At 38.5% G+C, this 13,839-nt stretch carries 12 protein-coding genes and 1 other RNA gene; all 13 read right to left on the reverse strand.

The window, feature by feature from the left end; all coding sequences use genetic code 11:
• Positions 1-25: 25 nt before the first annotated feature.
• Positions 26-412: a RodZ family helix-turn-helix domain-containing protein gene (locus tag HMPREF1040_RS04055; protein WP_007392644.1), complete on the reverse strand. Its 387-nt coding sequence runs from the start codon at positions 410-412 to the stop codon at positions 26-28.
• A gap of 58 nt (positions 413-470) precedes the next feature.
• Positions 471-2,990, reverse strand: coding sequence for a DNA translocase FtsK (locus tag HMPREF1040_RS04060; RefSeq protein ID WP_036257553.1), 2,520 nt, complete (start codon positions 2,988-2,990; stop codon positions 471-473).
• Complete coding sequence (locus tag HMPREF1040_RS04065; RefSeq protein WP_007392665.1) at positions 2,980-4,299, reverse strand: replication-associated recombination protein A; 1,320 nt, start codon at positions 4,297-4,299, stop codon at positions 2,980-2,982. The genes HMPREF1040_RS04060 and HMPREF1040_RS04065 overlap by 11 nt, the downstream gene beginning before the upstream one ends.
• Before the next feature lie 85 nt (positions 4,300-4,384).
• Positions 4,385-4,563: non-coding RNA, 6S RNA (gene ssrS / locus HMPREF1040_RS07825), on the reverse strand.
• Positions 4,564-4,647: 84 nt separating this feature from the next.
• Positions 4,648-6,642 (reverse strand): transketolase, encoded by a 1,995-nt coding sequence (gene tkt / locus HMPREF1040_RS04070; RefSeq protein ID WP_007392655.1) that lies wholly within the window; start codon positions 6,640-6,642, stop codon positions 4,648-4,650.
• Between the two features lie 128 nt (positions 6,643-6,770).
• A complete protein-coding gene (locus HMPREF1040_RS04075) occupies positions 6,771-7,682 on the reverse strand; it encodes a lysophospholipid acyltransferase family protein (RefSeq protein ID WP_007392679.1) in 912 nt (303 codons plus the stop codon).
• 25 nt (positions 7,683-7,707) lie between these two features.
• Positions 7,708-8,715 (reverse strand): UDP-3-O-(3-hydroxymyristoyl)glucosamine N-acyltransferase, encoded by a 1,008-nt coding sequence (gene lpxD, locus HMPREF1040_RS04080; RefSeq protein ID WP_007392652.1) that lies wholly within the window; start codon positions 8,713-8,715, stop codon positions 7,708-7,710.
• Positions 8,716-8,729: 14 nt separating this feature from the next.
• Entirely contained in the window at positions 8,730-9,149 is a 420-nt protein-coding gene (locus HMPREF1040_RS04085) for an OmpH family outer membrane protein (RefSeq protein ID WP_007392664.1), read from the reverse strand.
• A gap of 257 nt (positions 9,150-9,406) precedes the next feature.
• The gene (locus HMPREF1040_RS04090; protein WP_007392657.1) at positions 9,407-9,892 is read right to left on the reverse strand and encodes an OmpH family outer membrane protein; all 486 of its coding nucleotides are present in this window, start codon (positions 9,890-9,892) and stop codon (positions 9,407-9,409) included.
• 20 nt (positions 9,893-9,912) lie between these two features.
• Positions 9,913-10,665, reverse strand: a complete 753-nt coding sequence (locus tag HMPREF1040_RS07925; protein WP_007392672.1) for a hypothetical protein — start codon at positions 10,663-10,665, stop codon at positions 9,913-9,915.
• 5 nt (positions 10,666-10,670) lie between these two features.
• Positions 10,671-11,246, reverse strand: a complete 576-nt coding sequence (locus HMPREF1040_RS07930; RefSeq protein ID WP_007392654.1) for a hypothetical protein — start codon at positions 11,244-11,246, stop codon at positions 10,671-10,673.
• The gene (locus tag HMPREF1040_RS04100) at positions 11,206-13,236 is read right to left on the reverse strand and encodes an outer membrane protein assembly factor (protein ID WP_007392643.1); all 2,031 of its coding nucleotides are present in this window, start codon (positions 13,234-13,236) and stop codon (positions 11,206-11,208) included. Before HMPREF1040_RS04100 ends, HMPREF1040_RS07930 begins: the two co-directional genes overlap by 41 nt.
• Before the next feature lie 11 nt (positions 13,237-13,247).
• Positions 13,248-13,808 carry a hypothetical protein gene (locus HMPREF1040_RS04105; RefSeq protein ID WP_007392675.1) on the reverse strand — a complete coding sequence of 187 codons (561 nt, stop codon included), beginning with the start codon at positions 13,806-13,808 and terminating at the stop codon, positions 13,248-13,250.
• Positions 13,809-13,839: the final 31 nt, after the last annotated feature.

A 13,839-nucleotide genomic window follows, 5' to 3' on the forward strand; every position in this document is an offset into this window, starting at 1 on the left:
ATCCTCTTTCACATAAACAAAATAACTACCTCATCCATATTATAAGTACTAAAAAAATAAGAAATCCTGCAACAAGGCTAATTTCTACCCATCGTGCCTTCTTTTTTGTGTATCGTTTGCGTATCCTTGTTTCTTTTACATCTGTCATCGAAGACAGTCCTTTGTTGTCCTTATCTATCGTAATACCTTTTTTCTTATATACGGATACTAACGGTTCTCCTGAAACCCCTAAAAAAGAAGCATAACACCGTATAAACCCTTTTACAAACACCTCTCCGGGGATACAATCATATTGATCCATTTCAAGTGCTTGTAAATATTCTATTTTTATATGTATCGCTACTGATACTTCTTGTAATGTCCAGCCTTGTCGTTCACGTTCAGAACGTAACAGATTGCCAGTTGTTGCCACGTTCAATTCTCCTTCCCCCATCCGCTTAGCGAAAAACTCTATACTATACCGGATATAGTTAAAACCCAAACTTTTCTTGTATTTCTTCCTCCGTCATTAAAATTTCTCGTGGCTTACTACCATTATTTGCTCCTACAATGTGCATCGCTTCCATCATATCTATTAATCGAGCAGCACGCGTATACCCAATACGAAAACGCCGTTGCAACATAGATGCCGATGCTTGACCTGTTTCTAAAACCATATTAATAGCTTGTTCCATGAGATCATCTTCAAAAAAATCGCCCATTTCTTTATCTTCTTGTTGGGCTGCTTCTACTTCTTCATCATAATGAGGTTTCCGTTGCTGTTTTATAAATTCTACAACCTCATCAATTTCCGTATCAGAAATGAATGCACCTTGTACTCGAATGGGCTTTGATGCCCCCATCGGATAAAACAACATATCACCTTTACCGATTAATTTTTCTGCTCCTGCCATATCTAAAATTGTTCTTGAATCAATTTGACTAGATACAGCAAAGGCAATACGACTCGGTACATTCGCCTTAATCAATCCCGTTAACACATCTACCGAGGGACGTTGTGTTGCTAATACTAAATGCATCCCACAAGCACGAGCTTTTTGTGCCAAGCGACAAATAGATTCTTCTACATCACCCGATGCAGCCATCATCAAATCAGCTAATTCATCAATAATAATAACAATAAACGGCATCGCTTCTTCCGGATGTAATTCATTAAATCTCGAAATATCACGCGTTTTAGTATAAGCAAATCGTTTATATCGATCATCCATTTCGCGTACTGCCCATCGTAATACACTAGCTGCTTTTTTCGGATCTGTAACCACTGGCGTCATCAAATGCGGTATCCCATTATAATTAGATAATTCTACTACCTTCGGATCTACTAATACCAATTTTACATCTTCTGGACGTTGTTTAAATAAAATGCTCGCAATAAAGGTATTAATACAAACACTTTTTCCTGAGCCCGTTGAACCTGCTACTAATAAGTGAGGCATTTTTGTCAAATCGGCAATAATAGGATTACCAGCAATATCTTTTCCAAGACTAACGGGAACTCCCCCTTTAGCTAAACGGAAAGAGTCGCTTTCTAAAATGTCACGTAATGTTACAGATGAAACGCTTTTATTAGGGACCTCAATCCCCACCGCCGCTTTTCCCGGAATAGGTGCTTCTATACGAATATCTGTTGCGGCTAATTTCAATGCGATATCATCTGCTAAATGAACGATTTTACTTACTTTAACCCCTGCGGCTGGTTCTAATTCAAAACGTGTTACCGCTGGACCTTGGCTTGCATGTAAAATCCGTGCATCAATATTAAAGCTTTGTAAAGTAGATTGTAAAATAGCTGCATTTTCCTTTACTTCTGCACTTACGCCACCAATCGTACCTGTGCCCGGTTTTAATATCTCTATCGACGGCAATTGATATGGCTCATGCACCACTGCTTTAGGTACTGCACTTGTTTCAGTATTACCTATTTCTACCGACGTTGTCATCGGTTCTATTTCAACTGGCTTTAATGCCTCCATCTCATTCAATGCTATTGCTGTATCATCACCAGCGGTCTGATTTACAACTGATATATCTCCTAATCGTTCTTCCGTAAAAATTGATGATGATGCAATCGGCTTTTCCTTTTTTTCCGAAACAGGTGCATCCTGCAGTACTTTCTTTTCTTCCTGCAAAGCAGATTCTTCCATGTCTATTTTTTCTTGATACGTGTTTATATCAACTATATTCTTAGACATATCCTTTGTAGTTAATTCATTATCGTGTATTTCATCTACTTGTAAGTCCTTTTCATTTGTAGCCAATGCAGCGGATGTCAATTTTTGAATTTCTTTTTGTCCTTCTAAAAAACGTTCACGCCGATCTCGCCACTCTTGAAAAGAACGGGCAACATCCTGGACCCCATTCGTTGTCTTATCCGAAATATGCGTAAATTTAATTGATGCCTGATGAGATGCCTTTTGCAATGGTCGTGCAAGAGACCAACGTTTCCATAAAACCAACGTGCCAATAAAAACAATAACAATCATAATAATTGCACATATTTCACCAAATAGAGAACGTAATCCTGCCGCAACAGCTGCACCAAAAATACCGCCCCCTATCCGTATACTCGTTGGCAAAAAAGTAATCTCTTGTGGTATAAATACCAAATGAATTAAACTTTGTACTAACAAATAAATCCACATACATATACCCCATGATCTAGTAAGTGGAAATTTACGGCGTACTATAATATATTTTAACCCAATAATAATCAATGATAAGGAAACAACAATACGTGTAAAGCCAAATCCATAAGCTAATATTTCATCAACCCCATATCCGATTGTTCCCGTATCAATCCCCATAATCCCAACAGTTGCAAAAACACCTATAAAAATGAAACATAATCCGATAACTTCAAAGGTCAATAAAGAAGTTCCTGTACTTTTAGATTTTACTACGTGATTGCTACCGGCTTTTTTTCTGGTTTTTACTATGTTCTTTGTTGGTTCACCCTTCACAACTTTCACCTCTACCTTACTTTTCATGGCGTCGTTTACGCCATTGTTCTGCTTTTACGCCTTCTTCCCCATATTCCGTTTCTTTATAATAAGTGTGATTCTTAATATTATCTGGTAAATATTGCTGTGCAACCCATCCACGGGGATACGCATGTGGATATTTATAACCAACCCCTATTCCCAATGATGTAGCCCCCTGGTAGTGAGCATCTTTTAAATATGCTGGTATATCGCCACAATTCCCCTTTCGGACAACGGCTAAAGCTGCATCAATTGCTTTATACGCACTATTACTTTTCGGTGCACAAGCAATATAGATAACCGCTTCACTCAAAATAATACGCCCTTCTGGCCAACCGACAAATTGTATTGCTTGGGCTGCAGCATTAGCAATAACCAACGCTTGCGGATCTGCCAAACCTACATCTTCCGCGGCACAAATAACTACTCGTCGGGCAATAAAAGAAGGTTGTTCCCCTGCTTCAATCATTCTTGCCAAATAATGCAACGCCCCATCTGGATCCGAGCCTCGCATACTTTTAATAAAAGCTGAAATGGTATTATAGTGTCCATCGCCTTTTTTATCATATGTATACGTACGCTGACCTGCTACCTTAGCTATCATCTCCATCGTAATGTCTTCACCTGAAGGAGCAGCCGCCACGACTTGTTCTAATAAATTAAGTGCTATCCGTGCATCACCTTCCGCTAAAGATGCGAAAACTTCCAACACCTCTGGCGAAACCTTCATAGCAAACTGTCCTAATCCATTTTCCGTATCATTAAGTGCTCGCTTTAATACCTCGCCAATCGCCTTAACCGAAAGTGGTTTTAAAGATACCACATGCAAGCGAGATAAAAGCGGTCGATTCACTTCAAAATACGGATTTTCCGTAGTCGCTCCAATCAAAATAATCGTTCCCTTTTCTACATGTGGTAATAATATATCTTGTTGACTTTTATTAAAACGATGAATTTCATCAATAAAAACAATAGTTCTCCTCTGATATAATTGCAATTCATCTTTAGCCGTTTGAATTACTTTACGTAAATCTGCCATACCTGCCATAACCGCATTTAACGTAATAAATGTACTTTTTGTTTCCATTGCTATAACCTGAGCAATGGTTGTTTTTCCGACACCCGAAGGACCATAAAACAATAACGAAGGGATCATATCTCTTTCGATTGCACCACGCAAAAAACTCCCCTTACTAGTTACCTCTTCTTGCCCTACTATATCATCTAAATGTTTAGGACGCATTCGTATAGCAAGAGGTTGAAACGTTTTCTTTTCTGCTTCATCAGCTAAAGAGAATAAATTATCACTATTCATATATATCCCCCAGTATGAAATAAACCGCTGCCAAGTTAACTTAGCGGCGGCTATACCTTACCTTATCTACGATCATATAAAAGAAAGAAGCCCCACTATGCCGTTACAAACCGAGTTTTGAGCCTGCCTGAGCAGGTGGGTGTTCTCCTATTGGGCCCGGCAGTCCAAATTAGGCATTGCCTCACTTCAATAGAGTCCAAACTCCCAATGTAAAATATGTTGGTTCAAAACATCGAGGAACATTTACGTACACAGTAGGGTTTTCTCTATGTTATTAGTATAATAAAACACGCAAAAAAAATCAAGTCTTATCCGCATTTATTACGGATTAAGATTCTCTTTCTTTACTTATTTTCTTAATACCTGTTTTGTTTTTTCAACAATATGGTCTACCGTAAAACCAAATTCTTTAAACAATACCTCTGCTGGTGCTGATGCACCAAATCGGTCTAACGTAACCGTAGCTCCATCCAAACCTACATAACGTTGCCAACCGAAAGAGCTTCCTGCTTCAATCGCCACTCTTGCTCGTATAAAAGCTGGCAAAACAGCTTTTCGATAAGCTTCATCTTGCTGTTCAAATAATTCCATCGAAGGCATACTAACCACACGTACGGCAATCTGCTGTTTCTGTAATACCGTTTGTGCTTGTAATGCTAATGCAACTTCTGAACCCGTTGCAATTAAAATAGCGTCAGGAATAGTTTTGTTCGCTTCAGAAATAATATATCCACCGCGTAATGCTTCTTTGCTGCTTCCTGCCAACTGAGGCAAATTCTGTCGTGATAAAATCAGTGCTACTGGTGTATGTTGACTCGTAACCGCAGTATACCAAGCCGCTGCAGTTTCCATTGCATCAGCCGGTCTAAACACAATCATATTAGGCATAGCACGATACATCGCCAATTGTTCTACCGGTTCATGTGTAGGACCATCTTCACCTACGCCAATACTGTCATGAGTTAGTACATATGTATTAGGCAATTCCATCAATGCCGCTAACCGAATCATCGGTTTCATATAATCGCTGAAAACAAAAAACGTTCCCCCATAAGGATGAATACCGCCATGTAAAGCTAATCCATTCATAATACCAGACATAGCTAATTCACGTACACCGAAATGTATATTTCTGCCACGATAATCGGTACGACTAAAATCGCCCCCCTCTTTCATATACGTTTTATTAGACGGTGCTAAATCGGCACTACCACCCATCAATTGAGGCATCCGTTCTTGTAAGCGATTAATCATGATTTCTGATACACTTCGTGTTGCTTGTGCTTTATCTTCAAATTGCCAAAATAAGTCATCTTTTAATAATTGTTCTTTGTCTATCCCATGATGCATCGTATTCCATAATTTTCTTTTTTCTGGATACGCTTCACTATATGCAGAGAACAAACTTTCCCATTCCGCTTGTGCCGTTTCTCCTCGTGCACCCAATGATTGATAATACGCATAAACTTCATCCGGAACAAAAAAAGGCGTGTCTACATCTGGCCAACCAACTTTAGTTTTTAAAGCCCGCACATTATCTACACCTAATGGGGAACCATGGGCTGATGCTTTCCCCTGCTTGGCTGGACATCCATATCCAATCTCCGTTTTGACCGTAATGAAAGAGGGATGTTCTGTATCCGCCTTTGCTTGCTCAATGGCAGCACCAATTGCCTGTAAATCCGTCCCATCTTCTACGGTAATCGTTTGAAAACCAAACGCTTTCATCCGTTCTTGCACATTTTCAGTAAAAGCTAACCTGGTATCTCCTTCAATCGAAATATGATTACTATCATACAATACAATTAATTTATGTAACCCCAGAGTACCAGCCAGGGAAAAGGCTTCCGATGAAATCCCTTCCATTAGGCAGCCATCTCCACCCAAAACAAATGTATAATGATCGACAATAGGATATGCTGGTTCGTTAAACAATGCCGCTAAATGTGCTTCTGCCATAGCCATTCCTACCGCCATTGCCATGCCAGCACCTAAAGGACCGGTAGAGGCGTCTACGCCTATCGTTTGCCCATATTCAGGATGTCCTGGTGTAATCGACCCCCATTGACGAAAATTCTTGATATCATCTAATTTCATCCCATATCCAAACAAGTGAAGTAACGAATATAACAACATTGATCCGTGTCCACCCGACAAAACAAATCGATCTCTATTTTCCCACTTAGCATCATTGGGATTATGCTTCATATGATATGCCCACAACTCATATGCCATCGGTGCCGCCCCTAAGGGTAACCCCGGATGACCCGAATTAGCTTTTTCAATTGCATCTGCCGATAAAATGCGAATAGCATTTACACAACTTGTATCCATGTTATTCATACTGCTTCTCTCCTTTTATTTGCTACATATATTATGAATAAAAGTATACCCTTCTGTCAATAAAAAAAGACTGTCCGTCAATTTATCTTCAATCATACCAATATATCTCGATATTTAGATCTTCATTGTCATTCAGTCTTTTTATATTTTTGTTTTAAATCATACCGACGTGTCCATTTCCACCGATTATGCAACCAAAACCAATCTTCCGGATGTGCTGTAATATGGTTCTCTAATATATCATTCAATTGTTGTGTAACCCGATATACAGCATCTTTCTTTGCTTTGCCCGACAAAGGTGTAGATTTTGCTGATACAAAAATAGGTGGATGAATCGTAATATCATATTGATTCCAAGCTCGTTCTGTAATAAATATAGGATAAATCGGATAATTTCCTATACTTGCTAGTTTTGCTGGACCATCTGCGGTTAATGTTCTTTGTTGAAAAAACTGAACAGGAATACCCGTCATCCCTGGATCTTGATCCATCAACAAACCAATATAATGCCCACTTTTTAATAACCGTACCATATCCCGAATGCCTGTTTTATAAGTTACATGCTGCCTCATCAATCGGCGATATTCATTAATAAATTTATCAGCACCTTGACTATTTTGCCTCTGAGCAACCGAGATTAACGGATATCCTTCCATCGCAAGAGCGGCCCCTAATACTTCCCAATTTCCTGCATGAGAAGCCATAATAATTGCACCTGTTCCTTGTTTTAGCTGCTCATCCAAATACGCTTTTCCATGCCAAACAATATTGGTAGAAAATCCCTTCGTCTTGTACAAAGGATAGGTCAACACCGATACAATCATCGTGCCAAAACGCACCGTGCTTGCTTTTGCAATCCTCATTGCTTTTATAGGATCTAATGTTAACCTACAATTCAAAATTTGTTGTTGAGCCAATTTTTTTCTCTTCTGAGGTACTAATAACCAAAATAACATTCCTAGCCATTGTGCGCTTTGCCGTCTGCCTGAATACGATAGATGACAAAGAATAAAACTTAACACTTTCATTGCTATATACATAAGATCACCTATGCGTGTTTTGTTTCTAATTCACGTATTTTTTTTCTAATGCCTTTATTTTTTTCACTAAGCTCGGCAAATGCTTTATATGTGCTTGTGTACGACTCCATTCCATATGTGGACGAGCTGGAAATCCCGCATATACGCCTCCCTTAGCAATATTTCCTGTAATTCCTGTCTTGCCTGCAAAAACGGCATTGTCGCAAATCGTAACATGCCCAGTACATCCCGTTTGCCCAGCAAACGTAACATGATTTCCCGCTTTTGTACTACCGGCAATACCCGTTTGAGCAATCAAAAAACAATCTTCTCCTATTTCCACATTATGCCCTAAATGAACTAAATTATCTATTTTCGTTCCTCGCTGAATACATGTCGAACCCAATGTCCCATTATCAATGCAAGTACAAGCTCCAATTTCTACATCATCGCTAATATCCACATTTCCAATTTGAGGAATACGAATATGCTTACCATTTTTCGTAGCAAATCCAAATCCTTCTCCCCCAATAACAGCATGTGCACGAATAACCGCATTTTCTCCAATACGACAATTTTCATGGATAACAGCACCGGGATAAATAGTTGCACCCTTTCCAATTTTAACATTATCCCCTAAAAACACATACGGATAAATGCTACAATTATCCCCTATTTCCACCTGTCTCCCAATGACTACATATGGCATAACAGCTGTATTCTTTCCTATTTTAGCTGTCTTATCAATAATCGCAGTAGGATGAATTTCAGCTACAATTTCTTGACGCGGGTGAAATAGAAGAAGTAGTTGAGAAAAAGCAAGCCGAGGATTATCTACAATAATTAATGTGTTATCTCCGGCTGGAACTTCTCGCTCAACGATAATAGCACCTGCTTTCACCTGTGGTAAATACTCTGTATATGGATCAACAGCAAACGTAATATCATGACCACCTGCCTCTTGTAATCCTTTTACATCATCAATGATAGTACTACCCATTCCCACATATGTACCACCTACAAATTCTGCCAATTCCTGTACCGTTTTTTTCACCACTCTAAACTCCTTTACTGCAATTTTGCAATGACTTCAGGTGTAACATCAATACCACCTTGAGGTGCTGCTTCTTTATATACAACAATTCCTACTTTTTTTTCTTTTGCAATCCCTGCTAATTGACTTTCTAATTGTGCTTGAAATTGTCGTTGCATACTCGTTGCATAGATTTGCATTTCTTGCTGTACTTGTTGTTCTTTTTTCTGATATTCCGCAGGAGAAAGTTGACTTTTCGCCGCAATCAACTCTTGCTGCTTCTGATTTTCTTTATTTTCAATATCTTTTTTTATCTTTTGTGCTGCTGGGGCTTTTTCCATAACCTGATTCATGTCCACCGTTCCCACACGATCAGCACTTCCACACCCAGCAATCATTCCCACCATTACAACCAACGAAAATCCTGTTATGATTTTCCGTATTTTCAAATTCATGCCAACTTCCTCCTGTCATCTTAAATTTGCAATAATGTCTACCATTCGCCATACTTGTATACGAGAAAAAACATTTTTACAATAAGATGTATTATTTTCTTCCTTCTTCTAACGCCAAGTAAATCCCTCTCAACCTAACAACTTATAAAAAATGCCTATCCTTTCTGTCTATTGCCTTCTCATTAATGACCATATAACAAACCTCAGCTTGTTATATGGGATGTTATGCCACGCCCTTTCCTGCCTATAGTCATCATTTATTTAGCTGGCGTAGCACTCATTTTTTTAGCAACTTGTTCGGTAATATCTGTCCCTCCATACAATACAGCACGCTTATCTAAAACGACGCTCAGTCCTTTTGTTTTAGCGACATCACCGATAGCTGTTTCCACTTTAGCTTGTACTGTTTTAATTAATTCTTGATTTTTTTGTGCTAATTCAGCCTGCATTTTTTGGAATAATTCTTGTTTTTGTTCTTCTGTCATATTTGCCGATTGTTGTTCAAACTGTTTTTGCATATCTGAGCTGATTTGTTGCATTTTCTGCTGGGCTTCTTGAATGTCTTTATTATCAGGCGGTACAGCCTTACTCATATCTACAACCCCTATATTACTAGATGGTGCGGCATCTACAGGATTTCCCATTTGCATCACTGCCAAACCAGCAATACTTAGAACAAATATAACTGCAATCGCTGCTGAAAATACTTTTACATTTTTTTTGTTACCTAATTCTGACATCATAATAACATTACTCCTTTATTTTACATATATCCTAACAAACGAATCCAATGATCCGTTGATGACACCACATATTCTATCCCTAAATAATTACGCATCCGATGACGAAATCCCCATTCATTACGCTTCATCGTCATATTACGATCCCAGCGCCATTGCCATCGTTTTTGCCAATCAACATTCCCAAAAACATGTACTGTTTCATCTGCCGTTTCATACCGGATACCTAACTGCACCCGTTTGGCTTGACAAAAATATCCTAATCTCATATTCCATGTAAAATTACCTGGGCGTAACTGCACATCTGTAAAAACTTCATGCTGTGTCCCTATTTTTCTACCAAGATGAGCTTGTAACACTGTTTCTCCTATGTATTGATTCTGCGTTCTACCAATATCCATATACACTAATCCACGAATATCATATATCCGTGTTTTAGCCTGCAAATAAATCTGCGTTTTTTCCCCCACAAACAGCTTAGGTGTAACATTAATTTTGTATCTTCTAATGACACCTTGTTCAGACATGTCTTTATAAATTTGTTCTTGTATCGCCATACTATGCCGTTTAATAAAATCTATAGGTAATCCTTCCAACCCAGCATATTTATTTGCCACATTTCGTTGTGCCTGCAAAAAAAGAAGCTGAGGAACATGTTCTGATTCAACATTCGCCTCAACCTGTCGCACCACGGGCAATTTAGGAATAAAGAAAATGGTAACAGCACTAGTTTTCCCTGGTTTAATTGTAATATGGGCATAAAACTCAGGTAGCATATCGGCTATTTTTTTTCTAATACCTCTTTAACCGTAAATTGTGCCCAATCTAATGACTCTATAGGAAGCCCCAATAAAAGATTATCGACAACTCCTTCTATAGATTGTATATCTTCTTGAATATAAGTTTTTCCTAAGGGAGTAACCGCTCCATAATCCATAGAAAGCGTTACCTTTTGAACCGTATCATTCCAAGGACGGATACGCACCATCAATTGCGTATCCGTTCCTGGTTTGAGAGAAATATCATCTACGGTATAACCAATTAAAACACGATTGACAATATCATTTAACGTACGGACATATGCCGCTTGTTGAGCCTTAATGGTCTGACTATCTTGATTTAATAACACATGATTGCCTACCGTTTGAATACTGGCCCCAATCCGTGCTTGCACAATAGGCGGCAACGCGTATTGTGCCGTTTTCACTGTAACCTGAACATGTGTAATGGGAGCAGCCGAAACTGGAAAAACGAATCCCATCAACAACATACATAACGGTATCCATTTTTTTTCATCATACTGTCCCCCCATTATATTAGAATTTACCGCCAAAGCTAAAATGGAATTTACCTCCATTTTGTCCCCATGCATAATCTAATCGAACGGGACCAATCGGTGTAGTAACGCGGAATCCTAATCCACCTGCTGCATGTAATTTATTACCATCCTGGTATCCTTCAATATCTTGTGTGCCACCCCATGCATTACCTACGTCAGCAAACACAACCCCTTGAATTTTTTTTGCAATAGGATATCTGTATTCCAATGTTGCAGCATACATTTTCTTGCCTCTAAACTCATCATCTTCATAACCACGAATTGTATCCGCTCCACCTAAAGCAAATAATTCATTATAAGGAACCGAGCCAAAGCCTATACCACCCATTAAACGAAAGGCAAGCACACGTCCATTGCTAACTTTATGATATGTCCGTGCTTCAGCAATAAATTTTGTATACTTAAAATCACCGCCTAATCCATATCCAGTAACAATAGATGTTAAAGAGATGCGTTTTCCTCGTGACGGATCAAAAACATTATCTCGATTATCAAATACATGTGCCCATGTCAAGCTATGTGAACGACCAAAATTATTTTTTAAAAACTGTTTGCTCTTCACATCACCAGCAAGATAGTCTTTCCCACTAATAGCTCGCACGTATTCGCTCTTCTTTAATTCCAAAGTAAAGTAATCTGCCGAATATTCACCCCGTGACCGACCATACGTAATCCCTAATCCTCGTGTTTTCTTTTCATACGTAGCAATGGCCTTGCCGCCACTACCATAATCAGTTTGTTGTCCCTTTCTATCATATAAACTAAATCCTAATGAATCGCCATATTTATTTAACCATGGATGTGTATATGATAAACTGTGGTTCTTATTCGAACGCGACTTACCGCCAAATTCCCAATTAATATTTACTTTATCACCCGTACCACGCAAATTCGTTTCACTTAAGCCTATTACTCCGACAAAACCATCTGCATCAGAATATCCTGCACCGATAGTAATAGAGCCTGTCTTTTGTTCTGCTACTTCAATTTCCAAAATAACATTTTGTGGGTCTTGTTGTCCTTGTAATAACCGCACATTAACATCTTCAAAATATCCCGTATTATAAATACGTTGGATACTACGGCTCACTAATTCTTTATTAAAAATATCACCCTTACCTAACCGCATTTCACGTAAAATAACATGATCTTTCGTCTTTATATTACCACGAATACGAATATCTTCTATTTGGGCCTCCGAAATACCAATACATAATACCCCAGAATCGTTCATTTTCACTTCGGAAACATGGCTAATCATATATCCCCAATTATTATATAATAAATTAATATTTGCAACATCCTTACTGAGGAAAGTCGTATTTAACGTCATGCCTGGTTTAATGTTTAATAATTGATGCAATTTCGTTGCAGGAATAGATTTATTTCCTCTAATAGAAATACGAGTAATTCTCGGATTTTGTTTAACAACATAAATTAACTTCACGCCTTCTGGCACTACTTGAAAAGTCGGTTTTATCGTTGCAAACAATCCAGATGCACCCAATATATTAACATCATGCCGTAAATAATTCGCTTGCACTGCATCCCCTACCTGCAGGATAAACCGTTTTTTTAAGGCCGCTTCCAATTGCTTATCCTCAACATTGGCAACTTGAATAGAAGTAATCGTTTTCCCAATATATTTAGCAATATCAGCATCACTCACTTCATCTCCATAAGGCAAATTCATTTCCGCACCTGGCTGTAACACAGCAAATGGTTGAGATGGCACGCTTTGGTCAATCATAACATCTCCAATACCAGTAAAATATCCAACTGGTTTACCCTTAAATGTAGAACGCAACCCTGTTTGGGCTGACACTTCCGACGCTTGATTTGCTACTTGTGACATAATCGCGTTATTACTTTCCTGGTCTCCCTGTGTCGCTGCTTGTGTTATCGTAGGAGCCATCGTTGACATTTCTTGATTAGCTGCCCATGCAGGACCTGCCATCAATGCACTAGTTATCATTACCGTCAAAAGTTGTTTCGTACATGTTTTCATAAAATCCTCCATTATTCACTTTGTATTTCCGCACGTTGCAAACTGACTCTTGCCGCTTGTACGGTTTCTTGCATTTGTCTTTCTGATAAAATATTTTCTTCTTTATCCTGTTTTGATGCTACTACTGGTTGTACCTCAGCAGTTCGTATTGGTATAGAAGAAGGCTGATGTTTTATTTCCCGATGTGTCTTTACATCAGAAAACACAATTGGTTCTGTCTGCGTCGTCTTTTTTTTCGTTTCCCCCTTTAACTCATGTGAAGTTATCGAAGCAGATACAGATGTTGGTTTTTGTACAGAAGAGGGCGATAAATTATTTTTTTCATTCAAAAAAAACATGCCATTATAAATAATAACTACTACTATACACAAACAGCTAAAACCTATCAATACTCGTTTTATACTGCTATAATATTGGTTTTGTTTGCGCATGTTTTTCATTTCCGCTTCAGCAAGCATCAAATTTAATTCCCCTTTAATCCCTGCATCAGTCGCAAAAGCACGCTCTGCTTTTTCTAACCAAATTCGTGCAGAACGAACATGTACCGCCATTTTTTTATCCCTCTTCTTCATAGTTAGCTCCCTTCTAGACTATGTTATTAAA

Origin of the sequence: Megasphaera sp. UPII 135-E, assembly GCF_000221545.1 — a bacterium.
Classification (GTDB): domain Bacteria; phylum Bacillota; class Negativicutes; order Veillonellales; family Megasphaeraceae; genus Megasphaera; species Megasphaera hutchinsoni.

Excerpts from the sequence above, each read along its gene's own strand:
- HMPREF1040_RS04060 (WP_036257553.1), bottom strand. The coding sequence starts at position 2,990 with ATGAAAAGTAAGGTAGAGGTGAAAGTTGTGAAGGGTGAACCAACAAAG.
- HMPREF1040_RS04065 (WP_007392665.1), bottom strand. The coding sequence starts at position 4,299 with ATGAATAGTGATAATTTATTCTCTTTAGCTGATGAAGCAGAAAAGAAA.
- tkt (WP_007392655.1), bottom strand. The coding sequence starts at position 6,642 with ATGAATAACATGGATACAAGTTGTGTAAATGCTATTCGCATTTTATCG.
- HMPREF1040_RS04075 (WP_007392679.1), bottom strand. The coding sequence starts at position 7,682 with ATGTATATAGCAATGAAAGTGTTAAGTTTTATTCTTTGTCATCTATCG.
- HMPREF1040_RS04085 (WP_007392664.1), bottom strand. The coding sequence starts at position 9,149 with ATGAATTTGAAAATACGGAAAATCATAACAGGATTTTCGTTGGTTGTA.
- HMPREF1040_RS04090 (WP_007392657.1), bottom strand. The coding sequence starts at position 9,892 with ATGATGTCAGAATTAGGTAACAAAAAAAATGTAAAAGTATTTTCAGCA.
- HMPREF1040_RS07925 (WP_007392672.1), bottom strand. The coding sequence starts at position 10,665 with ATGCTACCTGAGTTTTATGCCCATATTACAATTAAACCAGGGAAAACT.
- HMPREF1040_RS07930 (WP_007392654.1), bottom strand. The coding sequence starts at position 11,246 with ATGGAGGTAAATTCCATTTTAGCTTTGGCGGTAAATTCTAATATAATG.
- HMPREF1040_RS04100 (WP_007392643.1), bottom strand. The coding sequence starts at position 13,236 with ATGAAAACATGTACGAAACAACTTTTGACGGTAATGATAACTAGTGCA.
- HMPREF1040_RS04105 (WP_007392675.1), bottom strand. The coding sequence starts at position 13,808 with ATGAAGAAGAGGGATAAAAAAATGGCGGTACATGTTCGTTCTGCACGA.